The following is a 23,073-nucleotide window of genomic DNA, read 5'->3' on the forward strand; positions in this document are numbered from 1 at the left end:
TAAATCGTTTCTTCATGCTGCCTCCGTATGGGGCAGACTCTACATCATTGCCGTACTAATCTCGGGGAGCAGGTCACTGCAGGTCAAATTCGGGAATTTTCTCGTGAGTTTCAGCGTCCAGAATCTGCGACCCTGGCTCTCGTGGTTGATCTTGGGGATATTCTTGCTGTTTCTTTTTTTGAGCTTGCTCTGCAAGCTTCAGCTGTCTTACCGCTTCCAGCTTTTGTTGGCGCGCCTGCTTGCGCGAGGGCTTTGGTGGCTTGATCTCCTCTGTTGGTGCTGCGCCTGGGGCAGGGCGATCAAAGGAAATCTGTTGCGGGGTGTTGATGGCGATTGCGCCAGGATGTTTCTTCCAATGGGCAGCGCCGAACCAGGTTTTTTCAATCGTGTAGTAAGAAAGCCTTCTTGCCTTTGACATCGTCACCCCTGAGCATGGTCGAAAAGCTCAGACGGTACGTGTGTGGACTTGTGTTAGAAATCGTCCATAGGTGTGGCATTGGACAAGACAGCGAGAAATACCTGTTTTTTCAGTCATTCCAGAAGGCATTTGACTTCATGTTCTGTCGGGTCAGATTTGCACTTGGCGGATTACATCATAGCGAACCAATGCCTCACCCTTCTTGATCCGCACCGATTCAATCCGAATCTGTCCAATCTCCCCCAGTGCTGCCACATGCGTCCCGCCACAAGGATAGGCGGGCAACTCGCCAAATCCAATCTGCCGCAAGCCATTTTCCACGGCCATCACGCAGGGTAGATTCTGCGCCAGCAAGCCATTGCAGCGGCGCTCCAGTTCTGTCTGCGTCAGTTCCTGTGCCGTGCCATCTTCCGCAGCAACCATGCCCACTACACGCGCTTCCCCTGGCCAGTGATGAGCCTTGGTCGGCTTCCATCCCAGTTCCGCCATCACGTGCCCGATCACATGGCCTGCCGAATGCAGTTGCGCATGCAACTGGCGCGGCTCGGCGTCGACGGTCGCCACGGCCGGGCCTGGCGCGACCGGGGCTGCGGTGTAATGGACGATGCCTTCATTGTCGCTGACCACGCGCAGCACTTCCACGTCATCGATTCGGCCCGTATCACTGGGCTGTCCGCCACCCTGGGGATGAAAAGGCGTGGCCGACAGGCGCACGGCGTAGCGCCCATCGTCCTGCGGGGTGCAGTCCAGCACGTGGATGTTGGCGCGCAAGGCGCGGTCGGTCATGTAGAGGCGATCAGTCATGGCTAGGCTTTCAATATGGCTTGCTGCGAGTGTCGTGTATTGTATCGGTCGGACTAAGTTGCGATAATCCATTGCTATCGCAAATAATCTTTGCCCCATGAGCACAAATCAAAGCATCGCCCTGCTCAACGAAATGGCTGTTTTTGCCAAGGTGGTGGAGACGGGCAGTTTCTCGGAAGCGGCGCGCCAGCTGGGCGCGACGCCCTCGGCTGTCAGCCGGGCCATTGCACGCCTGGAAAAGGCACTCGGCACGCAGTTGCTGCAACGAACCACCCGCAAGCTGCGGCTGAGCGAGAGCGGGCGTGACATCCACCAGCGTTGCCGGGAAATGCTGGACGCCGCGCAATCGGTGCTGGCCGCCTCCGGTGGCTTTGATGCCGCGCCGCAGGGGCAGGTCCGGGTGAGCGTGCCCAAGGCGGTCGGGCATTACCTGGTGCATCCGCATGTGCCGGATTTCCTTGCCGCCCATCCCAGGGTGGACGTCCTGTTGAGGCTGGAAGACCGCTACATGGATCTGATCGATGAGGAGGTGGATCTGGCCATCCGCATCACCGACCAGCCGCCGCCGGGCCTGATGGGCCGCAGGCTGACGCGCATCGAGCACCTGCTGTGCGCCACGCCGGAGTACCTGGCGCAGCACGGGACGCCTCAGCATCCACAGGGACTCAAGACACATTCCTGCATCTACCTCGGCGAGGCGCCCGGGGACGCGCGCTGGCGCTTCCGCCGGCAGGGCGAACGGGTCACGGTCGAGGTGCGGGGGCGTTATGCGGCCAACCATACCGGGGTGCGACTGGATGCAGTGCTGCGCCATCTCGGTATCGGCAGCCTGCCGTATTTCGTCGCCCGGGAGGCGCTGACGCAGGGGCGTATCGTCCAGGTCCTGCCGCAATGGGGTTTCAGGACGCACTATTGCGGCGATCTGTGGGCGCTCTATCCGGCGACCCGCCATCTGCCGCCGCGGCTGGGGGCTTTCGTCAACTTCCTGGCAGAAAGGCTGGCCCGGGAGCCAACCATGGCCGATACCGGCGGACCTGGCTGATCCGTGCCGGCCTTGCCTGATATCTCAGGCTTCAGCGATCAGGCTTGAGATCAGGCGGCCGCCCGGTGCCAGACGCGGAAACTGCCCTCCATGGCGGACATGGCGGCGATCACGGTTTCGTAGTTCTTGTCGTTGTCATAGTCGGGCAGGCGCTGCTTCATCGCTTCCATCAGCTCTTCCAGGCCATCGGCGTCGTTGGGGACCAGTACGCCCTTGATACCCTCGGCAGTCTGGCCGGCGATGATCCATTGCGGCTGGGGCAGGCTGTCGTCGCTGATGCGGATGGTGACGTCGTCGATGGCGCTCCAGGCGATGCCTTCGCGCTTGGCGCCACGCACCATGGTTCGGATTTCCTGATCGTCGAATTCGACACTGATCTTGCGCGCCTGCTGTGCCGCGAGGCGGCCGCTGGACAATTCGGCCGCGCCCGGGGCCTGCACCTTCCAGTCGGTCTTGCGCACCTTGGGCGGAATGAAGCGGTTCTTGATCTGCTGCCCGAAGGCGAAGGCGGCGCCGAAGGAGAGGCCGGCGATCAGTCCGTAGAACAGGCTGGCGTCATTGGACATGTAGTGGATGCCGGCCCACAGTCCCACGGCGAAGGCGGCCACCAGGCCCAGCAGGGAAAACAGGACGGGAACATCGCGCTGCGGGCGCGGGTCGGGCTGGTCGGACATGGGTGGAGAGGCTCTCTGGATGACGGGAATGGGCCGAATGGTAACCCGCAAGGCCGGTGGCCGCTACCAGGGCCGCAGCATTTTCTTGCGGGGGAAGGGGGCTGGAACCCCGTGACGGGCGCGCGACTTGGTACAATCGCGGTTTCCTGCTTCAAACCTATCGTATTTTCTCCCCATGATCGACATCCAACTCCTCCGTAAAGACATCGAGAACGTTGCGGCCCGCCTGGCAGCCCGCAAGTTCGTCCTGGACGTGGCCGGCTTCAACGCGCTGGAAGCTGAACGCAAGCAGATCCAGACCCGCACCGAAGAACTGCAGGGCAAGCGCAACACCCTGTCCAAGCAGATCGGCATGCTCAAGGGCCGTGGCGAGGATGCCTCCGCGGTGATGGCCGAGGTCAATGGCATCGGCGACGAGCTCAAGTCGTCGGCGGCGCGCCTGGAAGAAGTGCAGCACCAGATGAACCTGTTCCTGCAGGCGGTTCCCAACCTGCCGCACGAGTCGGTGCCGGCCGGCAATGACGAAAGCGGCAATGTGGAATTGCGCAAGGTTGGCACGCCACGCCAGTTCGACTTCGAGATCAAGGATCACGTCGATGTCGGCGCCCCGCTGGGCCTGGATTTTGATACTGCCACCAAGCTCACCGGTTCGCGCTTTGCCGTGCTCAAGGGTGGCATCGCCCGCCTGCACCGCGCGCTGGCGCAGTTCATGCTCAACACCCATACCATGGAGCATGGCTATACCGAGTGCTATACCCCCTACATCGTCAATGCCGACAGCCTGCGCGGCACCGGCCAGTTGCCCAAGTTCGAAGCCGACCTGTTCGCTGCCAAGAAGGGCGGTCAGGAAGGCGAGGCCGAGAATGCCGCGCTGTACCTGATCCCTACGGCTGAAGTGCCGCTGACCAACTTCGTGCGCGACGAGATCGTGGCCGGCGATGCGCTGCCGATGAAGTTCACGGCGCACTCGCCTTGCTTCCGTTCGGAAGCCGGCTCCTATGGTCGCGATACCCGCGGCATGATCCGCCAGCACCAGTTCGACAAGGTGGAAATGGTGCAGATCGTCCACCCCGAGAAGTCCTACGAAGCCCTGGACGAGATGCTGGGCCACGCCGAGACCATCCTCAAGAAGCTCGGCCTGCCGTACCGTGTCATCACCCTGTGTACCGGTGACATGGGCTTTGGCGCGGCCAAGACCTATGACATCGAGGTCTGGTTGCCGGCGCAGAACACCTATCGCGAAATCTCGTCGGTCTCCAACTGCGAAGCCTTCCAGGCGCGTCGCATGCAGGCGCGCTTCCGCAATGCCCAGGGCAAGCCGGAACTGCTGCATACCTTGAACGGTTCCGGTCTGGCCGTGGGCCGTACCCTGGTCGCCGTGCTGGAAAACTACCAGCAGGCCGATGGCAGCGTGGATATCCCCGAGGTCTTGCAGCCCTACATGGGCGGCGTGAGCAAGCTGGTGCCGGGCGTCTGATCGGCTTTACCACTGCAGGACGCACGAACGGCCGCCTCGTTGATGAGGCGGCCGTTTTTTTATCGGTGCGGGGGCGAGAAAACGTTTTCCTGAGCGTGCCGGCTAGCCGTCCTTCATGGCCCAGGAGAAGGTGGCCGGGATGCGGCGCTCGATGAAGAGACTGTTGCCCTGGATCTTCTTGGCCTGTTTCTTGGCACGGGTGGCGGCCGAGGCGATCTGGTGCGGTGATGAGTATTGCGAAGGCTCGATCTTCACCGCGCCCAGCGATACCGATACCAGCGGGTGGAACACCCGGTTGCCCTGGCGATCCTCGGTGTAGTAGCCGCCACGCGCCAGGTCTTCGTCGTAGTAGAAGGCGCGGGCCTCGGCTTCGAAGTTGTCGAGGATGACACGGCAGCGCTTTTCCCAGTCTTCGCTCTGGAACATGATCAGGAAATCGTCGCCGCCGATGTGGCCGATGAAGTCCAGGGCAGGATCGCAGGCCTGCTGCAGCACGCGGCCGGTAGCCTGGATCATGTCGTCGCCCTTGCGATAGCCATAGACATCGTTGAAGGGCTTGAACTGGTCCAGGTCGCAGTAGCAGATGCAGAATTCGACGCCGCTTTGCAGCAGGTATTCGATGTGGTCGTTGATGGGGACGTTGCCCGGCAACTGCGTGAGTGGATTGGCGTGGCGGGCGGCGTCGATCTGCATCTGCGTGATTTCGCGCAGCAGGTCGTGGCCGGTGCCCAGGCCCACATACTGGCCCCGGTCGGTGATGATGAAGCCGTTGGAGAGGTGGTGCGTCTCGGCCTGCACCAGCAGGTTGGAGAGATCTTGCAGGCTGGTGTCCTGCTCGGTCAGCAGGGGATTGGGGTCCATGAAGAAGGCGCAGGACTTCTTGCCGTACAGCTCGCGCCCATACAGGCGGGCGAAGCGCTCCACCATGCTGTAGCGGTTGATCAGGCCGATCGGCAAGCCGTTGCTGACCACCGGCAGGGCCTGCAGCTGCGGATCGTTGACGAACATGTCGTAGGCCGCATCGTTGGTGACTTCCGGGCTGACATATTGCGTCTCGCGCAGCAGCTTGGCGACGGTGGCGCTGCGCTTGCCGGGGCCGTACTTGTTGGCATGGAGCGGTACCTTGTCGCGGCGCAGGGTCTTGCTGACGTCTTCCGAAATCGAGACCGGCGGCTCCGGCAGCGGGCGCGAGATGTGGTAGCCCTGGCCGCAGGCGATGCCCAGATCGCGGATGGTCAGCAGCTCGGCCTGCGATTCGATGCCTTCGGCGATGACGATGGAGCCGGACTTCTCGGCGATCTCCTGGATCGAGCGCACGAACTGCAGCTTCATCGGATCATGGTTGATGCCCTGCACGAAGTGCATGTCGATCTTCACGTATTCCGGCTGCAGTTCCGACCACAGGCGCAGGCTGGAAAAGCCTTCGCCGAGATCATCGATGGCGATCTGGAAGCCCATGTCGCGGTAGTGCATGGCGGCATTGCGCAGCAGGGCGTAGTCGTAGGTAGGTTCGTTCTCGGTCAGCTCGATGATGATGCGCTGCGGATTCACGCCCAGCTTTTCCAGATAGCGCAGGGTTTCGCCCTGGATCGCCTCGGGCTGCATCAGCGCCCCGGGGGAAACGTTGAGGAACAGGTTGCCCGGCAGGCCGAGTTGCGCAAAGCGGGTCAGCACGATGTGCCGGCACAGGTATTCCATCTGCACCGACAGATTGTGGGCGCGCGCCACCTTGAACAGCGCCAGCGGGGAGTGCAGGGGCGTATTGGAGGGTCCTCGGATCAATCCTTCATAGCCCAGGATTTCGCCATTGCGCATGCGCACGATGGGCTGGAACAGGGCGGAGAGCTTGCGCTGGGCGATGATCTCGTGCAGCAGGGACAGCATCGGGTCCGGATCTTCGACGCCACGCAGGGCGGCACCCGAGGCGCGGGCAATGAGATCGACGACTTCTGCGCCGAGCGGGAAGGTAGCGTTGGATAGGGGCGCCATCTGGCTGAATCCGGGTCTGAAGGTCCAAAGAACGGCAAATAGTTTACGGATGCTAGAAGTGATTTATGACAACATGATGATGAGGAATGCAGTCTGAGCGGTTTGTAGGTGAAGAAGGATTCTTTCGCCACGCTGCTTCCGGTTCAAGAGGATGAAAAGCTCTTTTTTTAAAGTTTTTTCAAAAAAACATTCCACTATGAAAATAGTTCTGATATAGTCGCTGTCTTTGCTGCACCACGCAGTGAAACGACCGAAGTTAACCGGAGAGGTGGCAGAGTGGTCGAATGTACCTGACTCGAAATCAGGCGTACGGTTTCCCGTACCGTGGGTTCGAATCCCACCCTCTCCGCCAGTTGGCTCGCAGTTGTAGCAGTTGTATAGATAAGGCTCTGAATTTTTCAGGGCCTTATTTTTTTGCCTGTCGTTTCGGGTTGTCGTGTTGGCTGGTCGCCTTTGTCTGAGGTTTCGTCATTGGCGACCTGATCTGCCCGCCCGCCGCCTGCGCGGGAAATGCTTCCGGACCAAGCGCATCGCCGCGCTTTGTTCATCGTATCGGTGGTCACGCGTTCACGAGGGGGAAGCGCGTGATGCGCCGGTTTCTCCCATGACGTGGGAGTGCATGCCTGCTTTCGTGGCGCCTTGTCTGCGCTGCCCGCTTTTTTCATCCCTGCTCGCGATGTGGTCGTGCCGTCGATTGATCGGCCTTGTTATATTCGTCAAATGCACTTGCCTTCGTAGCGGGCTCATCATGTCCTTGAATCGTCTGTTCCGGCTCATTTCCATCGGCTTGCTGATGCTGTTTCTGGCATTTGCAGTGGCGTTGGTCTGGACGGAATGGAGTACCTATCGCAACGGCGCCAACAGCGTGCCTGCATTGCGCAATCTGCGGCTGGCCCTGCTGGCCATGGAGAAGGTTTCGGCCGAGCGTGGCCCGGCCAATGCTTTCCTGGGCGCATCACCGCAACAATCCGAGGCACTGCTGAAGCAACTGGCCGGCGCCCGGCAACAGACCGACGTCGCCCTGGCCAGTTTGCATGCGGCGCTGGAAGCCGATGCCCGCTTGCGCCAATCTTGGGCGCTGGACAAGGTGCGCACGGTGGAGCAGGGACTGGGGCCGGCCCGGGCCAATCTGGATCGGGTGGCGCGCCTGTCGGCCGACAATCGCAGCGACGTGCTGGTGCTGGCCGCCGTCGCCGGCATGGTGGACCTGATGCCGCTGATGATCCGCGTGGTCAGCGAATTGACCCTGGAAGTGGATCGGGCCGACCCGCGCCTGCGCGATGGTCTGTCGGCCGTGCGTGCCACCGCCAGCCTGCGCGAGTACGCCGGGCAGGTCGGTTCGCGCTTCGTCGCGCCGCTGATCGCGCAGCGCCAGCTGACCCAGGATGAGGTCATCGAAATCGGGCGCCTGTATGGCCGCATCGAACTGCTGCGCGGCGTGGTGGCTGCGCAGATGGCTGGCTACGCGAGCCAGCCGCAGTTTGCCGAGGCACTGGACCGGGTGGACAAGGAGTATTTCGATAGCGGATTCCAGTTCCTCGACTTTCTGCTGCAGATTGGCCTGCATTCCAGCAGCTATGGCGTCAGCACCGCTGATCTCTACAAGTTCTATGTGCCGCAGATGCAATCGATCACCGATCTGCGCGACCTGTTGCTGGCTGAATTGATGCGGCAGGCTGAACAGAACAATGCCCGGGCGCGCAACCTGCTGGTGCTGGTCGTGGGGCTGACGCTGACGGCCTGCCTGTTCTTCCAGTTGCTGATGGTGCTCATTCGCCGGCGCGTGGTGCAGCCGCTGGTGCGGGCCACCGATCTGGTGGCCGGTCTGGTGGAGGGCAAGCTGGAGCAGGAAATCCCGGAGGCGCGCCATCGCGACGAGATTGCTGCCATGATGCGCGCCCTGCGGGTGCTCAAGCAGCGCATGCGAGAGCGCAATAGCCTGGCCAGCGAGCGCGAAGCATTGATCACGCAGCTGCAGACCTCCTCCAATACCGATTTCCTCACGGGTGTGCTGAACCGGCGCGCCTTCTTCACCCAGGCCGGCCAGCAGATGGGCCTGTCGCAGCGCTATGGGCGGGGCATGGCGGTGGTGTTGTTCGATATCGACCATTTCAAGCGCATCAACGATACCTACGGCCACCAGGCTGGCGACGTCATCCTGCGCGGCGTGGCCCAGCTCGTGGCTGGCTTGCTGCGCAAGGTGGATGTGCTGGCGCGCTATGGCGGCGAGGAGTTCATCATCCTGTTGCCGGAGGCCGACCTGGAGCAGGCGGGCAGCGTTGCCGAGAAGTTGCGTGCGGCCCTGGAGCATGCTGATTTCGAGATCGAGGACGGGCGCCGGATCAAGGTCAGCGCCAGCTTCGGGGTGGCGGCGTTGGGTGATGGCGAGGGACTCGACGAACTGATCAGGCGCGCCGATCTGGCCCTGTACCGGGCCAAGCGGATCGGGCGCAATCGGGTCGAACAGGCGACTGCCGACGACCTTATGTCCTGATATTCCTGGGCTTGCTGGGCTTCCTGATCTTTAGGCGCTGTCGCGTTCGAGGATGGCGTAGCCGAGATCGCATACCGTTTGCGTGACTGCATCGCCATCGAAGCGGGTCAGCAGCATCTCGGCGGCCGTCAGTCCGATCTGGTGGGCGCTGATCTGGACGGTGGTGAGGGCGGGCAAGACTTCCGGCGCGATATCCAGATTGGCGAAACCGGCCAGCGCGACGCGCTGCGGCACGGCGATGCCGCGTCGGGCGCACTCCAGGGCAGCGCCTGCGGCGAGGACGTCATTGCTGAAAAAGGCGGCGTCGATGCCGGGTTGTAATGCCAGGAGCCGGCAGATGGCTTCGCGCCCGGCCTGCAGGAAGGAGCCCATGGGCATGACCAGATGCACCGGCTCCGGTGCCGACTGTGCCAGCAGCGCCTCGCGCATGCCGGCATAGCGTGCCAGGCCACGCGGGTCTTCGCCGCCCACGAAGGCCATGCGGCGATAACCCTTGCGGTGCAGGTACTGCCCCATGGCGTGGCCGGCAGCATGGTTGTCGAAACCGACCAGCATGTCGATCGGTTGCGGGGTTAGATCCCAGGTTTCCACCACCGGGATGCCGGCCGCCTTGAGGCGCTGGCGGGTACGTACCGAATGCTGCACGCCGGTCAGCACCAGGCCGTCGACCCGACGGCCGATGAAGGCTTCCACCAGCCCTGTTTCCGCTTCTTCCGAATAATTGGTCTGTCCCAGCAACAACTGGTAGCCCTGCAGGCTGAGTTGTTCGGACAGCCCACGCACGGTTTCGGCGAAGATCGAATGGCTGATGGTGGGCACGATGGCGGCCACGATGCGTGTGCGCCGCGAGGCCAGCCCGCCGGCCAGCATGTTGGGGATGTACCCCATGCTGCTGATGAAGGCCTCGACCCGCTCACGGGTGGCGGGGGCCACTTTCTCCGGCGTATTGATGACCCGCGATACCGTGATGTGCGAAACACCGGCAGCGCGCGCCACGTCTTCCTTGGTGATGGCGCGGGAGGGCGCAGCGGCGATGGCGGGTTTGCGATTCATGGGGATGGGTGGTGGCAAGTTGTCGCAAGCATAACAGCAGCTTGCCGCGGCAGGGCCTGCGGACATCCACAGGCGCCCAGCCGGACGGCGATGTGCAAGCTCAGTCGCGGTCGTTGAAGGCCGAGATGTGCGAGACCTGGAACACGCCCGACAGGGATTGCAGTTCGTCGCGGTGCAATTGCGCCAGGCGGTGCAGGTACTGCTCGCCCAGTTCGGTCAGCCGGACTTGCACCAGTCGCTTGTCGCGATCATCCGGGGCACGGGTGACCAGTCCCGCCTTCACGCAGCGCGTAACCAGCGCCACCACGCCGTGGTGCTGGGCCTGCAAGCGTTCGGCCAGTTCGCTGATGCTGGCCCACTCGCGCCCGGGAAAGCCCTTGATGTGCAATAGCAACAGGTATTGCAAGGGGGTGAGGCCCTCACTTTGCGCGGCGTCTTCCGAAAAGCGCAGGAAGCGGCGCAACTGGTAGCGAAAATCCGACAGGGCTTCGAAATCCTCCTTTTGCAGGCGGCTGGCGCTTTTCATGAGGGCTGGCCTTCATCGTGGAGGGAGTTTGCCGGTGCGCGGAACTGCGCAATACGGGGTAAGCGGGACATATATATCATCTTGTGATGTAATTGCGGTTTGGCCTGGTACGTGGCTGCGTCCCAGGTTGTCGTCTGCCCAAGTTGTCAGGGAACGGATATGCCCGATTCTATCTTGCTGTGGTTCAAAAGTTTTATTCCTGCCAAGACCAATGTCGATCGCTTCGAGCGCATGCGCTCCTGCGCCGGCAGTCTGTTCGGGATTCTGCTGGTCGGCCTGATCAGTTATGCAGTCCTTCCGCATGAAGTCCACACCATCTGGCTGATCGCGCCCATGGGGGCGTCGGCGGTGCTGTTGTTCGCGGTGCCATCCAGTCCGCTGGCCCAGCCCTGGTCCATCATCGGTGGCAACCTGTGCGCGGCGCTTATCGGTGTGACCTGCGCGAGGCTGGTCCAGGAGCCGGCGCTGGCGGCGGCATTGGCAATCTCGCTGGCCATCGGCGCGATGTTCCTGCTGCGCTGTATTCATCCACCCAGCGGCGCGGTGGCGCTGACCGCCGTACTGGGTGGGCCGGTGGTGCATGAGATGGGCTATGCCTTCGTGTTGTCGCCGGTGTTGCTCAATTCGGCGCTGCTGTTGCTGACGGCACTGTTTTTCAACAACGCCACCGGGCGCCGCTATCCCCATGCGCAGCACAGCGCGGCACCGCATCCGCACCAGACGCGCGATGAACTGCCGATCACGCGGCTGGGCTTTTCGCATGAAGATCTGGATGAGGTGCTGAAGGATTTCAACCAGGTGCTCGACATCGGTCGCGACGACCTGGAGGAAATCTTCCTGCAGACCGAGATGCGCGCCTACCATCGTCGCTTTGGCCAGACCCTGTGTGCGGCGGTGATGTCCCGTGATGTGGTGGCGGTGGAGTTTGCCACCGGGCTGGATGAGGCCTGGCGGCTGTTGCAGCAGCACCGCCTGCGCGCCATGCCCGTGCTGGATCGGGGGCGGCATGTAATCGGCATCGTCAGTCGCAGCGATTTTCTGGAGCATGCCGGGGTGGAGGTGCATACCGGGCTGGTGGCGCAATTGCGGCAGCTCTTGCGCCGGGTGCCGTTCAGTCATTCGGACAAGCCGGAGGTGGTGGGGCAGATCATGAGCCGCCCCGTGATCACGGCCCAGGTGGATACGCCGGTGCTGGAGCTAGTACCGCGCATGGCCGATGGCCTGCACCAGATCCCCATTGTGCAGGCCGACGGCAAGCTGGCCGGGATGATGACGCAATCGGACATGATCGCTGCGCTCTACGAAAAGAACCTGGCCAGCGCCCGCATGGAGCCGGGTTTGCGCAGCGTGGCTTGACAGGCTGCCCGCCAGGGGGGATCGTGCTTGCATGATACTTCACATCGGGAGCTGATCATGAGAATGAGCGGCGCGGTTCTGGCGCTATGCGCGCTCTTGCTGGTGCAAGCATGCGAGCGCAAGGGTGGTACTCCGCCACGGCCGGTGACGTCGGCTCTGCACAGTGTTGCTCAGGTGGCGTGACGCGGGTGAGGTGGATGAGGTGGTGCTGCAACAGTTATGCGGGTGGTGAATATCTGCTATTGCCACAATAAAGCAGACTCGGCAGTGGGCCGTCGCTATAGTTGCACCTGTCTCCTCCAATCTCCTCCTTAAGAAATTGGATTGAAGCCCGCACCTCTTGGTCGCGGGCTTTTTTTTGTCTATCGTTTCCGCATTTCCGTTCGGGTTTTCCCTGTCTGGAGTGATTGTCCCTTCTGGTGTCAGGGGTGGTAGTGCACCGGTTCTTGGTAAGATGGCGGACACGGCGCGCATGAGGCTGGTCGCTACGACCGATCATGCCGCTTCACGTTTTCTGTTCAGATTCTGTCAATGTCTTCCACATCCCTGTCTCCCTCGTCCTTGTCTCCTGCGCCCGAGCGGCCCGATACGCCATGTGTGGCGGTTTGCTCGACCACGTTCGATGATGTCTGCCGCGGTTGCGGTCGCACCGTCGATGAGGTCGCGCAATGGGTCTTCATGGATGTGGAGCAGCGCGAGGTGGTGTGGCAGCGCATCCTGGCCGAGGGTTATCCGCGCCGCAATTACTGATTGCCGGCGTTCTCCGTCGTGAAGAAGCGGATTCCTGCCTGGCGCAGCATGCCGGTCAGGGCGATCAGTGGCAGGCCGGTCAGTGCAGTGGGGTCGTCGCTGCGGATGCTTTCCAGGATGGCAATGCCCAGGCCTTCATTCTTTGCGCTGCCGGCGCAGTCGTAGGGCTGTTCGATGCGCAGGTAGGCGTCCAGCTCTGCATCCTCCAGGTCCCGAAAGCGGACCAGCGTCTGCACATTGCAGACTTGCGCGGTCGCGCCAGCCTGCCCATTTCGACCATCCCACAGGCACAGGGCGGTATGGAAGACGACTTCCCGCCCGCGCATCAACTGCAATTGCCGTAGTGCATTGGCATGGTTGCCGGGTTTGCCGATCTGCAGGCCATCCAGGGTGGCGACTTGGTCCGAGCCGATCACCAGGGCCGGCCCGCTGCGCTCGCCGATGGCAGCGGCCTTTTCGCGCGCCAGTCGCAGGGCGGTGGCCTCCGGCGTCTCTGTGGCATGCGGGGCTTCGTCGATGTCCGGGATCATGGTCTCGAAAGGCAGGCCGAGCCGGCTCAGCAATTGCTTGCGATAGATCGAGCTGGAGCCCAGGATCAGGCGGGTAGGGGAGGTTTCGGGATGCTGTTGCAACATGGTGTGTGGTGGTGTGGTGGCTGATGTCGACAGGCGACGTGGGCAAGTAAAACCGGGATTCTGGCGGAAAATCGACGTAAAAGAGGGTTTGCCGCGACAGGTCTGGCGATTTTTTCGCCTGTCTGCCGCAAATGGTGTGCTAAGGCTTTGACTGGTAAGGAAATTTTCTGTTATGATCGCAGGTTTTCCGGATTTTGCTTTGGCTATGAATGCATTTGTTATCGACGCGTTCGAATTCTGCAGGCTGAAACAGCAGGCGCAGGGTGAGATTCCGGTTGCTGAATTAGGTCGTCTGGCGCAAGAGACGGTTGACCGTTCCGGTACGATTCGCTGGGCTCTGTCCGGCGACATCGACAAGCTGGGACATGCTCAACTCAGTCTGGCAGTGTCGGGTGCAGTTAATCTGATCTGTCAGCGTTGCCTGACGGCATTGAATTTCGAGATTGATTCGAAGTCGCTGCTGGTATTGGCAAAAGATGAGGCGCAAGCCGACACCATCGAAGAACTGCTGGATGATGACGAGATCGATGTCATCGTCGGATCGGCAGCCTTCGATGTGAACTACCTGATCGAAGACGATGCGCTGCTGGCCCTGCCGGTGGCACCCAAGCATGATGTCTGTCCTGAGGGTGGTGTGGCGGCCGAGGCCAAAGGTGCTGAACGGGCTTCCCCGTTTGAGGTACTGAAGAAGTTGAAGCAGTAACAAGTATTGTTGGGGAATGTCTGGCGTTGCCGGGCAGCGGCACAGTGGGTTTGCGGAAAAACGCAATCCGGTGTGTTAAAATTTTCAATCTTAAGTAAGGTTTAGGAGTAATCATGGCCGTTCAACAGAACAAAAAGACCCCGTCCAAGCGCGGTATGCATCGCGCACACGACTTTCTGACTGCACCCCCGCTGGCTGTGGAGCCGACGACTGGTGAAACCCACCTGCGTCACCACATCAGCCCGAACGGTTTCTACCGTGGTCGCAAGGTGCTGAAGACCAAGAACGACGAGTAATCTCATTCATTGAGCTTGCTGTTTTTGGAGAAAAGCGGCGCAATGAGCTTCTGATTCAGGAGGTTCATTTTGCGCCGCTTTTTTATGTCCGTAGCATCCGTGTAATCCGTGTGCGGACGTGCCTGCCTGCTTGCGTGAACCTTCACTTTCCGCGCTGTACGTGCGTGCTATTTTGAACGGTCTCCAATCTGCCTCATAATGTGGGCTGGCAAGGCTCTGAATCAAATCGATGACCATCAAAATTTCAATCGACTGCATGGGTGGCGATCATGGCCCGTCAGTCACTCTCCCGGCCGCTGCCTCCTTCCTGAAGCGTGAATCCGATGCCGAGCTGATCCTGGTAGGGCAGGAAAGCGTGCTGCTGCCGCTGCTGAAGAAATACCGGCTGGCCGGCGAGCCGCGTGTGCAGATCCAGAACGCCACCGAGGTGGTGACCATGGAAGACCCGATCGAGGTCGCACTGCGCCGCAAGAAGGATTCCTCCATGCGCGTGGCCGTGAACCTGGTCAAGGATGGCGTGGTCCAGGCGGCCGTGTCGGCCGGCAACACCGGTGCCCTGATGGCAGTGTCGCGCTATGTGCTCAAGACCCTGCCGGGCGTGGACCGCCCGGCCATCTGCACCATCCTGCCGAACCAGAAGGACGGCCCTACCTACATGCTCGACCTCGGCGCCAATGTCGACTGCGAGCCTCAGCATTTACACCAATTTGCACTGATGGGTTCGGCCCTGGTGGCGGTCATGGAGGGCAAGCCCAAACCGACCGTGGGCCTCTTGAACGTGGGTGAGGAAGACATGAAGGGCAACGAGCTGGTCAAGGCGACCGCCGGGCTGCTGCGTGCCGACCACGAGAAGGGTATCCTCAACTTCTACGGCAACGTGGAAGGCAACGATATCTTCGAAGGCACGACCGACCTGGTGGTGTGCGACGGTTTCGTCGGCAACGTCACCCTGAAGGCCTCCGAGGGGCTGGGGCGCTTCGTCAAGAGCGTGCTCACCAGTGAATTCAAGAAGGGCTTCATCAACAAGCTGGGCGCCCTGATCGCCTACGGCGCCATCAAGGCGCTGTCGCGCCGGCTCAATCCTTCCCGTTACAATGGCGCCAGCCTGCTGGGCCTGAAGGGCCTGGTGTTCAAGAGCCATGGCGGCGCCGATGTGTATGCGTTCGAATGGGCCATCCGCCGCGCGTATGATGCGGCCAAGTATGATGTGCTCGCCCGTATTGCCGCCACCATGGCGGAGCTGATGCCCCAGGGACAGGGGCGCGCGGCCGAGACGGCTGTCGTGGCGATGGAGCCTGCGGCACCGGTCTCGCTGGATCAACCGAATTAACAGAGCAAGAAGACGGCATGACCACTTACAGCAAAATCGTCGGCACCGGCAGCTACCTGCCAACCAAGCGCGTGACCAATCACGAACTGGCTGCACAACTGGCAGAGCAGGGTATCGAGACCTCGGATGAATGGATCGTCACGCGCAGCGGTATCTCCGCGCGTCACTACGCCGAGCCGACCCAGCTCTCCAGCGACCTGGCCCTGGCCGCGGCGCAGCGTGCGCTGGAGGCGGCCAACATGCAGCCCAACGACATCGACCTGATCATCCTGGCGACGTCCACCCCGGATCACCTGGGGGGCTTCCCCAGCACCGCCTGTGTGGTCCAGCGCAAGCTGGGCATCACCAACGGCGCGCCGGCCATGGACGTGCAGGCAGTGTGCAGCGGCTTCGTCTATGCCATGTCGGTGGCTGACAGCTTCATCAAGTCGGGCGCCCACAAGAATGTGCTGGTGATCGGCGCGGAAGTCTTCTCGCGCATCCTGGACTTCAAGGATCGCACCACCTGCGTGCTCTTCGGTGATGGCGCCGGCGCCATCGTCATGAGTGCTTCGAAGGAGCCGGGCGTGCTGGCGACCAAGCTGCACGCCGACGGCAGCCACGGCCACATCCTCTGTGTGCCGGGCAGTGTGAACAATGGTGCAGTGGCCGGTTCCGCCTATCTGTACATGGATGGTCCGGCCGTGTTCAAGCTGGCCGTCTCGGTGCTGGACAAGGTGGCGCGTGAAGCGCTGGAAGCAGCCAACATGCAGTCCAGCGACGTGGACTGGCTGGTGCCGCACCAGGCCAATATCCGCATCATGCAGGGGACGGCCAAGAAGATGGGGCTGCCACTGGAAAAGATGGTGGTCACCGTTGCCGAACACGGCAACACCTCGGCTGCCTCGATCCCGCTGGCGCTGGACCAGGCGGTGCGCGATGGTCGTATCCGGCCAGGTCATACCGTCATGATGGAAGGCGTGGGCGGCGGCTTCACCTGGGGCGCCGTGCTGGCGCGCATGTAAGCAGGGCAGGGAGCGTGGCGCCGGATTCTCTGGCGCCGGCCCCGCATTTTTATCCAAACTCAATCACATCCAAGCATGACAACATTTGCTTTTGTTTTCCCGGGCCAGGGTTCTCAGGCGATCGGGATGCTCAACGGTTTTGCCGACAACGAGATCGTTCGCCAGACCGTCTCCGAAGCCTCCGACGCGCTGCAGTTCGACCTGGGCAAGCTCATTGCCGAAGGCCCCAAGGAAGACCTGGACCTGACCACCAATACCCAGCCCGTCATGCTGACGGCTGCCGTGGCGTTCTATCGCGCCTGGCTGGCCGCCGGTGGCAAGGTGCCGTCGCTGGTTGCCGGCCACAGCCTGGGTGAATACTCGGCACTGGTCGCCGCCGGTGTGATCCAGTTCAAGGATGCCGTGCCGCTGGTGCGCTTCCGCGCCCAGGCCATGCAGGAAGCCGTGCCGGTCGGGCAGGGTGGTATGGCCGCCATTCTCGGTCTGTCGGACGACGACGTGCGCGCCGCCTGTGCCGAAGCCGCGCAAGGTGAAGTGGTCGAGGCGGTCAACTTCAATGCGCCGGCGCAAGTGGTGATCGCCGGTCACAAGGCTGCGGTCGGCCGCGCCTGCGACATCGCCAAGGCCAAGGGTGCCAAGCGTGCGTTGCCGCTGCCGGTGTCGGCGCCGTTCCACTCGTCGCTGCTCAAGCCGGCTTCGGATCGCCTGCAAGCCTATCTGGCCAACGTGGCATTTGCCGCACCGCAGATTGCGCTGATCAATAACGTCGATGTGGCCGTGGTCAGCGATCCGGCTGCCATCAAGGATGCGCTGGTGCGCCAGGCTGCAGCGCCTGTGCGCTGGGTTGAGACCGTGCAGAAGATGGCCGCCGGTGGCGTGACCCACCTGATCGAATGTGGTCCCGGCAAGGTGCTGACCGGCCTGACCAAGCGTATCAATGGCGAACTGGTGGGTGAGGCCATCGTCGACCAGGAATCCCTGAACAAAGTATTGGAGTTGCTGAAATGAGTGCACAGAATCTGCAGGGCCAGGTCGCCCTGGTGACCGGCGCATCGCGCGGTATCGGTCGTGCCATCGCCACTGAACTGGCGCGCCAGGGTGCCAAGGTGGTCGGTACCGCCACCTCCGAGGCCGGTGCGGCCGCCATCAGTGAATACCTCGCGGCGCTGGGGCCGGAAGCCGGTCGCGGCGTGGTGTTGAACGTCAACGATGCCGAGGCCAGCGTGGCCGTGGTGGAGCAGGTGCAGAAGGAATTCGGTTCGCTGTCCATCCTGGTCAACAATGCCGGTATCACCCAGGATCAACTGGCCATGCGCATGAAGGACGAGGAGTGGGACAGCGTCATCGCCACCAACCTCACGGCCGTGGGCCGTCTCTCTCGCGCGGTACTGCGCGGCATGATGAAGGCCCGCACTGGCCGCATCATCAATATCACTTCGGTGGTGGGCGAGGCCGGCAATCCCGGCCAGATGAACTACGCCGCCGCCAAGGCCGGCGTGGCCGGCATGAGCCGCGCGCTGGCGCGCGAGATCGGCAGCCGCAACATCACCGTCAATTGCGTGGCGCCCGGTTTCATCGATACCGACATGACCAAGGCCTTGAACGAGCAGCAGTCCGCCGCCATCTTGCAGCAGATTCCACTGGGTCGCCTGGGTGCGGCCGAGGAGATCGCCTATGCGGTGGCCTTCCTGGCCTCGCCGCAAGCCGCCTACATCACCGGTACCACCCTCAATGTGAACGGTGGCATGTACATGGGTTGAGTAAGTCCTGAGGGCTTGATTCAAGTCCTTTTGCCGACTTTTGTTTGAAGTTAAGCTGCACTTGGCGCAATCTTGCCAGGAATAGTTAAAAGTAAATTTTCCCCGCGCAAACCTGCTAAAATGCGCGCACTTTTGTAACCTATCATCCCTCTGGAGGAACACTATGTCCGATATCGAACAACGCGTGAAGAAGATCGTCGCTGAGCAACTGGGCGTCGCCGAAGCCGACATCAAGAACGAATCGTCGTTCGTGGACGACCTGGGCGCCGACTCGCTGGACACCGTCGAGCTGGTCATGGCACTGGAAGATGAGTTCGAAATGGAAATCCCCGACGAGCAAGCCGAAAAGATCACCACCGTGCAACAGGCGATCGACTACGCCAAGTCGCAAGTCAAGGCCTGATAAGGGCTTTGGTCAAAGTTTCAGGAGAATTGCTTGAGCCGCACTCGTGAACGTCGTGTAGTCATTACCGGCCTGGGATGCATCTCGCCTGTCGGCAACAACGTCGCCGATACGTGGAGTGCCATCAAGGAAGGCAAGTCCGGCATCGCTACCGTCACCAAATTCGACGCTACCCCCTTCACCACGCACTTCGCCGGTGAAGTCAAGGGCTTCAATATCGAGGATTACATCCCCGCCAAGGAAGCGCGTCATATGGACACCTTCATCCACTATGGCATGGCCGCCGGTATCCAGGCCATCCAGGACAGTGGCTTGACGGTGACCGACGAGAATGCCGAGCGCATCGGCGTCATGATCGGTTCGGGCATCGGCGGCTTGCCGCTGATCGAAGATACCCACGCCGAACTGACCAACCGTGGTCCGCGCCGCATCAGTCCCTTCTTCATCCCGGCCTCGATCATCAACATGATCTCCGGCAACTTGTCCATCAAGTTTGGTCTGAAGGGCCCTAACCTGGCGATTGTCACCGCCTGCACCACCGGTCTGCACTGCATCGGCTCCGCCGCGCGCATGATCATGTACGGTGATGCGGATGTGATGGTTGCTGGTGGCGCTGAATCCAGTGTCTCGCCGCTGGGCATCGGTGGTTTCGCTTCGGCGCGCGCGCTGTCGACCCGCAACGATGATCCCGCGACCGCGTCCCGTCCGTGGGACAAGGATCGCGACGGCTTCGTGCTGGGCGAGGGTGCCGGCGTGATGGTGCTCGAAGAGTACGAACACGCCAAGGCCCGTGGCGCCAAGATCTATGCGGAACTGCTCGGCTTCGGCATGAGCGGCGACGCTTACCACATGACTGCCCCCAACCTCGACGGTCCGCGTCGCTGCGTGCTCAATGCACTGCGCGATGCAGGCGTCAATGGCGATGAGGTGCAGTACCTGAACGCGCACGGTACGTCGACCCCCTTGGGCGACAAGAACGAATCGGACGCGATCAAGGCCGCATTCGGCGACCATGCTTACAAGATGGTTGTCAATTCGACCAAATCCATGACCGGTCACCTGCTGGGAGGCGCTGGCGGTCTGGAGACCGTGCTGACCGTACTGGCCGTGCACAATCAGGTGTCGCCGCCGACCATGAATATCTTCAATCAGGATCCGGAGTGCGATCTGGATTACTGCGCCAACCAGGCGCGGGACATGAAGATCGATATTGCCGTCAAGAACTCCTTCGGGTTCGGTGGTACCAACGGTACCCTGGTCATCGGCAAGATGTAAAATGCAAGACCCGGCTTCCCAGGAAGCCGGGTTTGTCGTTTTAACGGCGCCATCGCTCCCGAGCATCTCATGTCTATAGCAGTTTCTGCGGATATCAAACCGTCCCGGCTACTCCTGCTGGTCACTGGCTTTGCCTGCCTGTGCGTGGCGCTGGCCGGCATACTGATGTCGTTGCTGATGCCGGGCGCGCTGTCGTTGCCGGCGCGATTGGGCCTCGCTGGAGGCTGCATCCTGGCAGCCGCAGTCGCCCTGGCCATGGTGTTGCGTGATCGCAAGGTCATCTGGCTGCATATTTCCGGTACCGGGCAGATCCGCGTGGTGGAGCACCTGGTGCAGTCGGCGCGCGCCAAGCCGCAGGTCATGAAGGCCGGGCTGGCCCAATTGCTGGCCGGCAGCACCATCTGGCCAGGCATGCTGTTTCTGCGCCTGCGCCTGGAAAACGGCAAGACCCGTACCATTCCAATTCTTCCGGATTCGGTTTCTGAAGATACCTTCCGTTCACTTTCCGTGGCATGTCGCTGGCTGATCAGTCACAATACGGCCAAAGCGAAGATGCTCGAAAAATAAGGTCGGCAGACTTGAAAATTGCCGGGCTGGAAGCATCTGCCACGGGCAATGACGATAAAACAACACGGCCATAAAAAACAAGGAACCCGGTTTGACGACAGAACGCGAAATAGATCAGCAGCTTGTTGAGCGCGTCCAGCGCGGCGACAAGAAGGCGTTCGAGCTATTGGTAGTCAAGTATCAACGCAAGCTCATGCGGCTGGTCTCGCGCCTGGTGCGCGACCAGGCCGAAGCTGAAGACGTGGTACAGGAAGCCTTCATCAAGGCATATCGGGCATTGCCGCAATTTCGCGGCGATTCGGCCTTCTATACCTGGCTGTACCGCATCGGTATCAACACTGCCAAGAACTATTTGGTCACCATGGGCCGTCGGGCGCCAACTTCGACAGAAGCCGATGCAGAAGAAGCTGAAACTTTTGACGATGCGGACCATCTGAGGGACATCAACACTCCAGAGTCGATGTTGGCCACCAAGCAAATTGCTCAAACGGTCAACGTGGCGATGGAGGCATTGCCGGAAGAATTACGTACTGCCATCACGTTGCGCGAGATCGAGGGGTTGAGCTACGACGAGATTGCAGATGCGATGAATTGTCCGATCGGCACCGTGCGCAGTCGCATTTTCCGCGCCCGGGAAGCAATTGCCGAGAAGTTGCGTCCCTTGCTGGATACGGCGGCGGACAAGCGCTGGTAATGAGGCCACAAGCCTGTTGTAAGAAAGAAAATAATAAAGCGGGTATGGAACTAAGATTTTTGCCGGGTGACTGCTTATGGATACCAAAGTAACGACCAGAGAACAGATCTCAGCCCTTGCCGATGGCGAGTTGAGCTCTGACGAAATGACCCTTGCCTTCGCGGCCTTGCGTTCTTCCGAGAACGCCCAGGACGCGTGGGAAGATTACCACCGCATCGGCGAGGTGCTGCGTTCGGAAGAGATGGATGTCTCCCTGAGCGCCGGCTTCTCGGCCCGCATGGCGGCATTGCTGGACGCCGAGCCGGCCATCGTGGCGCCGCAGGCTGCCGCAGTGACCGCGGCAGTGCCTGCCGCTGCTGAGGTTCAGCCAGCTGCAGTCAAGACTGCTGCCAATGGTGATCATCGCGCGGCTCGTCCCAGCCGTCTGGTGCGTCTGTTGATGCCCAGCGCGGCAGCGGCTGCAGCTGCCGTGGCCGCAGTGTTCGTGGCCATGCCGCAGCAGGCGGTAGTCAATGCCGATGCCAGAATGGCGGCTCCGGTCGCTCAGGTGGCTTCGGCTCCCTTGGCTGCCCCTTCGGTACCGTCGGCGATTGCCACGGTGGCCGATACCAGCGGCAATCCGCAAAACGTGAACCAGTTCAGTTCGCTGGCCCAGCAGGGTGAAGTCAAGCGCGACCCGCGTATCGACCAGTACCTGTCTGCCCACCAGCGTTTCTCGCCTTCCTATAGTTCGGCGCAATACGCCCGTTCTGCTGCCTTCTCCTCTGACGCCGATAAATAAGATGCGTCAAACGGGGCGTCTGTACGGCGTACTCTGCTTCCTGCCCATGTTGTTCTCGCCATCCGCTCATGCGGCGGATGGCGTTTCAGCATCTCCTGCCAGTGAAGCTTCCACTCCTTCCCCATTGCCGACGCAGTTGCAAAAAATGCAATCTGCCGCGCAGCGATTGAATTATTCGGGTAGTTTCGTCTATCAGCAGGGCTCTTTGATCCGCAGTTCGCGTGTCACGCACGTGGTCGCCGGCAAGACCGAGCACGAAAAGCTGGAGCTGCTCGATGGCAAGCCCAGCGAATTCATTCGCAACAATGATGATGTCGTCGGCTATCTGCCTGACGTACGCATCATGCGCATGGAAAAACGTGTGAGCCGGGATGTGTTCCCGGCGATCCTGGATGCCCGCCCCGATGAACTGGCTGTCCACTATCGATTCAAGGCTGGCGCCCCCGAGCGCGTGGCCGGACGGGTGTGTGATGCCGTGGTGCTGGAGCCACTGGACAAGCTGCGTTACGGTTACCGGTTCTGCGGCGACAAGGCCACGGGCCTGTTGTTACGCGCCCAGACGCTGGGAGCGAAGGGGGAGGTGATCGAGCAGATCGCCTTCACACAAATAGAGATCGGCGGGATTGATCGCAGCCGCGTCAACCCCACCTACAGGGATACGCGCGGCTGGCAGGTGGAAAAGACTGCCATGAGCCCGGTCGATCTTTCCGCATGGCGGATTACGCCACCGTCGGGATTTCGTAAGATCCAGCAGGTAAGACGCATGATCCCCGGTGTGACGCCGGACGGACCGGTGCCTGCCCAGAACCAGCCAGCCGGACGTGAAGTGTCGCAGATCGTGTTTTCTGACGGTCTGGCCGCCATCTCGGTGTTCATCGAGCCCGGTAGCCAGGGCGGGGAAGAAGGTACGATCCAGCAAGGGGCCCTGAATATCCTCGGTCGTCGCCAGGGAGACTACTGGTTGACCGTGGTTGGCGAGGTGCCCGCCGCCGCGATCCGGCAAGTCGCCGATTCCATTGAACTGACATCCAAATAGAAGAGA

At 61.4% G+C, this 23,073-nt stretch carries 25 protein-coding genes and 1 tRNA gene; 18 read left to right on the forward strand and 8 right to left on the reverse strand.

All coding sequences use genetic code 11. The features are described from left to right. Nucleotides 1-73: 73 nt before the first annotated feature. The gene (locus tag BTM36_RS27850) at nt 74-418 is read right to left on the reverse strand and encodes a hypothetical protein (RefSeq protein ID WP_139347170.1); all 345 of its coding nucleotides are present in this window, start codon (nt 416-418) and stop codon (nt 74-76) included. Nucleotides 419-568: 150 nt separating this feature from the next. Next, entirely contained in the window at nt 569-1,222 is a 654-nt protein-coding gene (locus tag BTM36_RS15225; protein ID WP_077236969.1) for a hypothetical protein, read from the reverse strand. Nucleotides 1,223-1,319: 97 nt separating this feature from the next. Here BTM36_RS15225 and BTM36_RS15230 point away from each other — a divergent pair, with 97 nt between their 5' ends. Then, nucleotides 1,320-2,264, forward strand: coding sequence for a LysR family transcriptional regulator (locus BTM36_RS15230; RefSeq protein WP_077236970.1), 945 nt, complete (start codon nt 1,320-1,322; stop codon nt 2,262-2,264). 50 nt (nt 2,265-2,314) lie between these two features. Here the strand turns inward: BTM36_RS15230 and BTM36_RS15235 are convergent, their stop codons facing one another. Further along, nucleotides 2,315-2,938 carry an anaphase-promoting protein gene (locus BTM36_RS15235; protein ID WP_077236971.1) on the reverse strand — a complete coding sequence of 208 codons (624 nt, stop codon included), beginning with the start codon at nt 2,936-2,938 and terminating at the stop codon, nt 2,315-2,317. Between the two features lie 175 nt (nt 2,939-3,113). On the opposite strand from BTM36_RS15235, the gene serS reads away from it, so the two are divergent. Further along, a complete protein-coding gene (gene serS / locus BTM36_RS15240) occupies nt 3,114-4,415 on the forward strand; it encodes a serine--tRNA ligase (protein ID WP_077236972.1) in 1,302 nt (433 codons plus the stop codon). Between the two features lie 102 nt (nt 4,416-4,517). Here the strand turns inward: serS and BTM36_RS15245 are convergent, their stop codons facing one another. Then, nucleotides 4,518-6,404 (reverse strand): GGDEF domain-containing protein, encoded by a 1,887-nt coding sequence (locus tag BTM36_RS15245; RefSeq protein ID WP_077236973.1) that lies wholly within the window; start codon nt 6,402-6,404, stop codon nt 4,518-4,520. A gap of 262 nt (nt 6,405-6,666) precedes the next feature. Here BTM36_RS15245 and BTM36_RS15250 point away from each other — a divergent pair. Next, nucleotides 6,667-6,756 (forward strand) — tRNA-Ser (locus BTM36_RS15250). Nucleotides 6,757-7,152: 396 nt separating this feature from the next. Beyond that, on the forward strand, nt 7,153-8,898 hold the full coding sequence (locus tag BTM36_RS15255) for a diguanylate cyclase (protein ID WP_077236974.1): 1,746 nt from the start codon (nt 7,153-7,155) through the stop codon (nt 8,896-8,898). A gap of 30 nt (nt 8,899-8,928) precedes the next feature. Here the strand turns inward: BTM36_RS15255 and BTM36_RS15260 are convergent, their stop codons facing one another. Together BTM36_RS15260 and BTM36_RS15265 are read right to left on the reverse strand one after the other, a co-directional pair. Then, nucleotides 8,929-9,951, reverse strand: a complete 1,023-nt coding sequence (locus tag BTM36_RS15260) for a LacI family DNA-binding transcriptional regulator (protein ID WP_077236975.1) — start codon at nt 9,949-9,951, stop codon at nt 8,929-8,931. A 100-nt stretch (nt 9,952-10,051) separates the two neighbouring features. Next, nucleotides 10,052-10,477 (reverse strand): MarR family winged helix-turn-helix transcriptional regulator, encoded by a 426-nt coding sequence (locus BTM36_RS15265; protein WP_006463515.1) that lies wholly within the window; start codon nt 10,475-10,477, stop codon nt 10,052-10,054. Between the two features lie 159 nt (nt 10,478-10,636). Between BTM36_RS15265 and BTM36_RS15270 the strand changes: the two genes are divergently transcribed. Continuing rightward, on the forward strand, nt 10,637-11,833 hold the full coding sequence (locus tag BTM36_RS15270; RefSeq protein ID WP_077236976.1) for an HPP family protein: 1,197 nt from the start codon (nt 10,637-10,639) through the stop codon (nt 11,831-11,833). Between the two features lie 531 nt (nt 11,834-12,364). Beyond that, nucleotides 12,365-12,583 (forward strand): DUF1289 domain-containing protein, encoded by a 219-nt coding sequence (locus tag BTM36_RS15275; RefSeq protein WP_039875400.1) that lies wholly within the window; start codon nt 12,365-12,367, stop codon nt 12,581-12,583. Here BTM36_RS15275 and BTM36_RS15280 read toward each other — a convergent pair. Next, complete coding sequence (locus BTM36_RS15280; RefSeq protein ID WP_077236977.1) at nt 12,577-13,218, reverse strand: Maf-like protein; 642 nt, start codon at nt 13,216-13,218, stop codon at nt 12,577-12,579. The two genes, BTM36_RS15275 and BTM36_RS15280, sit on opposite strands and share 7 nt — an antisense overlap. Before the next feature lie 172 nt (nt 13,219-13,390). Here BTM36_RS15280 and BTM36_RS15285 point away from each other — a divergent pair, with 172 nt between their 5' ends. Next, the gene (locus tag BTM36_RS15285; protein ID WP_077236978.1) at nt 13,391-13,921 is read left to right on the forward strand and encodes a DUF177 domain-containing protein; all 531 of its coding nucleotides are present in this window, start codon (nt 13,391-13,393) and stop codon (nt 13,919-13,921) included. 113 nt (nt 13,922-14,034) lie between these two features. After that, the gene (rpmF, locus tag BTM36_RS15290; RefSeq protein WP_006463510.1) at nt 14,035-14,217 is read left to right on the forward strand and encodes a 50S ribosomal protein L32; all 183 of its coding nucleotides are present in this window, start codon (nt 14,035-14,037) and stop codon (nt 14,215-14,217) included. A 6-nt stretch (nt 14,218-14,223) separates the two neighbouring features. Here rpmF and BTM36_RS28380 read toward each other — a convergent pair whose 3' ends face one another. Then, nucleotides 14,224-14,454 carry a hypothetical protein gene (locus BTM36_RS28380; RefSeq protein ID WP_217349592.1) on the reverse strand — a complete coding sequence of 77 codons (231 nt, stop codon included), beginning with the start codon at nt 14,452-14,454 and terminating at the stop codon, nt 14,224-14,226. On the opposite strand from BTM36_RS28380, the gene plsX reads away from it, so the two are divergent. The 10 genes from plsX to BTM36_RS15340 all read left to right on the forward strand — a co-directional run bounded on the left by plsX (nt 14,447) and on the right by BTM36_RS15340 (nt 23,067). Beyond that, the gene (plsX, locus tag BTM36_RS15295; RefSeq protein ID WP_006463509.1) at nt 14,447-15,547 is read left to right on the forward strand and encodes a phosphate acyltransferase PlsX; all 1,101 of its coding nucleotides are present in this window, start codon (nt 14,447-14,449) and stop codon (nt 15,545-15,547) included. The genes BTM36_RS28380 and plsX overlap by 8 nt on opposite strands. A 17-nt stretch (nt 15,548-15,564) precedes the next feature. Then, nucleotides 15,565-16,551 carry a beta-ketoacyl-ACP synthase III gene (locus tag BTM36_RS15300; protein WP_006463508.1) on the forward strand — a complete coding sequence of 329 codons (987 nt, stop codon included), beginning with the start codon at nt 15,565-15,567 and terminating at the stop codon, nt 16,549-16,551. A gap of 75 nt (nt 16,552-16,626) precedes the next feature. After that, on the forward strand, nt 16,627-17,559 hold the full coding sequence (gene fabD / locus BTM36_RS15305) for an ACP S-malonyltransferase (RefSeq protein ID WP_077236979.1): 933 nt from the start codon (nt 16,627-16,629) through the stop codon (nt 17,557-17,559). Then, nucleotides 17,556-18,311, forward strand: coding sequence for a 3-oxoacyl-ACP reductase FabG (gene fabG, locus BTM36_RS15310; protein ID WP_077236980.1), 756 nt, complete (start codon nt 17,556-17,558; stop codon nt 18,309-18,311). The genes fabD and fabG overlap by 4 nt, the downstream gene beginning before the upstream one ends. Before the next feature lie 163 nt (nt 18,312-18,474). Beyond that, nucleotides 18,475-18,714: an acyl carrier protein gene (acpP, locus tag BTM36_RS15315; RefSeq protein WP_006463505.1), complete on the forward strand. Its 240-nt coding sequence runs from the start codon at nt 18,475-18,477 to the stop codon at nt 18,712-18,714. Between the two features lie 33 nt (nt 18,715-18,747). Then, nucleotides 18,748-19,989 (forward strand): beta-ketoacyl-ACP synthase II, encoded by a 1,242-nt coding sequence (fabF, locus tag BTM36_RS15320; RefSeq protein ID WP_006463504.1) that lies wholly within the window; start codon nt 18,748-18,750, stop codon nt 19,987-19,989. Nucleotides 19,990-20,058: 69 nt separating this feature from the next. Beyond that, nucleotides 20,059-20,556, forward strand: a complete 498-nt coding sequence (locus tag BTM36_RS15325; protein WP_039875390.1) for a protein YgfX — start codon at nt 20,059-20,061, stop codon at nt 20,554-20,556. Between the two features lie 91 nt (nt 20,557-20,647). Further along, complete coding sequence (gene rpoE, locus BTM36_RS15330; RefSeq protein WP_006463502.1) at nt 20,648-21,250, forward strand: RNA polymerase sigma factor RpoE; 603 nt, start codon at nt 20,648-20,650, stop codon at nt 21,248-21,250. A gap of 76 nt (nt 21,251-21,326) precedes the next feature. After that, entirely contained in the window at nt 21,327-22,031 is a 705-nt protein-coding gene (locus BTM36_RS15335; RefSeq protein ID WP_039875388.1) for a sigma-E factor negative regulatory protein, read from the forward strand. Between the two features lies 1 nt (nt 22,032). Continuing rightward, a complete protein-coding gene (locus BTM36_RS15340) occupies nt 22,033-23,067 on the forward strand; it encodes a MucB/RseB C-terminal domain-containing protein (protein WP_039875386.1) in 1,035 nt (344 codons plus the stop codon). Nucleotides 23,068-23,073: the final 6 nt, after the last annotated feature.

Source organism: Herbaspirillum sp. VT-16-41 (assembly GCF_001994935.1).
GTDB classification, from domain to species: Bacteria; Pseudomonadota; Gammaproteobacteria; order Burkholderiales; family Burkholderiaceae_D; genus Herbaspirillum; species Herbaspirillum frisingense.

What these genes read in the sequence shown, in the direction of transcription:
- plsX (WP_006463509.1), top strand. Translation starts at nt 14,447, where the DNA reads ATGACCATCAAAATTTCAATCGACTGCATGGGTGGCGATCATGGCCCG.
- BTM36_RS15280 (WP_077236977.1), bottom strand. Translation starts at nt 13,218, where the DNA reads ATGTTGCAACAGCATCCCGAAACCTCCCCTACCCGCCTGATCCTGGGC.
- BTM36_RS15270 (WP_077236976.1), top strand. Translation starts at nt 10,637, where the DNA reads ATGCCCGATTCTATCTTGCTGTGGTTCAAAAGTTTTATTCCTGCCAAG.
- BTM36_RS28380 (WP_217349592.1), bottom strand. Translation starts at nt 14,454, where the DNA reads ATGGTCATCGATTTGATTCAGAGCCTTGCCAGCCCACATTATGAGGCA.
- BTM36_RS15265 (WP_006463515.1), bottom strand. Translation starts at nt 10,477, where the DNA reads ATGAAAAGCGCCAGCCGCCTGCAAAAGGAGGATTTCGAAGCCCTGTCG.
- acpP (WP_006463505.1), top strand. Translation starts at nt 18,475, where the DNA reads ATGTCCGATATCGAACAACGCGTGAAGAAGATCGTCGCTGAGCAACTG.
- fabG (WP_077236980.1), top strand. Translation starts at nt 17,556, where the DNA reads ATGAGTGCACAGAATCTGCAGGGCCAGGTCGCCCTGGTGACCGGCGCA.
- BTM36_RS15245 (WP_077236973.1), bottom strand. Translation starts at nt 6,404, where the DNA reads ATGGCGCCCCTATCCAACGCTACCTTCCCGCTCGGCGCAGAAGTCGTC.
- BTM36_RS15325 (WP_039875390.1), top strand. Translation starts at nt 20,059, where the DNA reads ATGTCTATAGCAGTTTCTGCGGATATCAAACCGTCCCGGCTACTCCTG.
- BTM36_RS15340 (WP_039875386.1), top strand. Translation starts at nt 22,033, where the DNA reads ATGCGTCAAACGGGGCGTCTGTACGGCGTACTCTGCTTCCTGCCCATG.
- BTM36_RS15235 (WP_077236971.1), bottom strand. Translation starts at nt 2,938, where the DNA reads ATGTCCGACCAGCCCGACCCGCGCCCGCAGCGCGATGTTCCCGTCCTG.
- BTM36_RS15230 (WP_077236970.1), top strand. Translation starts at nt 1,320, where the DNA reads ATGAGCACAAATCAAAGCATCGCCCTGCTCAACGAAATGGCTGTTTTT.
- BTM36_RS15255 (WP_077236974.1), top strand. Translation starts at nt 7,153, where the DNA reads ATGTCCTTGAATCGTCTGTTCCGGCTCATTTCCATCGGCTTGCTGATG.
- rpmF (WP_006463510.1), top strand. Translation starts at nt 14,035, where the DNA reads ATGGCCGTTCAACAGAACAAAAAGACCCCGTCCAAGCGCGGTATGCAT.
- serS (WP_077236972.1), top strand. Translation starts at nt 3,114, where the DNA reads ATGATCGACATCCAACTCCTCCGTAAAGACATCGAGAACGTTGCGGCC.
- BTM36_RS15260 (WP_077236975.1), bottom strand. Translation starts at nt 9,951, where the DNA reads ATGAATCGCAAACCCGCCATCGCCGCTGCGCCCTCCCGCGCCATCACC.
- BTM36_RS15285 (WP_077236978.1), top strand. Translation starts at nt 13,391, where the DNA reads ATGATCGCAGGTTTTCCGGATTTTGCTTTGGCTATGAATGCATTTGTT.
- BTM36_RS15300 (WP_006463508.1), top strand. Translation starts at nt 15,565, where the DNA reads ATGACCACTTACAGCAAAATCGTCGGCACCGGCAGCTACCTGCCAACC.
- BTM36_RS27850 (WP_139347170.1), bottom strand. Translation starts at nt 418, where the DNA reads ATGTCAAAGGCAAGAAGGCTTTCTTACTACACGATTGAAAAAACCTGG.
- fabD (WP_077236979.1), top strand. Translation starts at nt 16,627, where the DNA reads ATGACAACATTTGCTTTTGTTTTCCCGGGCCAGGGTTCTCAGGCGATC.
- BTM36_RS15335 (WP_039875388.1), top strand. Translation starts at nt 21,327, where the DNA reads ATGGATACCAAAGTAACGACCAGAGAACAGATCTCAGCCCTTGCCGAT.
- BTM36_RS15225 (WP_077236969.1), bottom strand. Translation starts at nt 1,222, where the DNA reads ATGACTGATCGCCTCTACATGACCGACCGCGCCTTGCGCGCCAACATC.
- BTM36_RS15275 (WP_039875400.1), top strand. Translation starts at nt 12,365, where the DNA reads ATGTCTTCCACATCCCTGTCTCCCTCGTCCTTGTCTCCTGCGCCCGAG.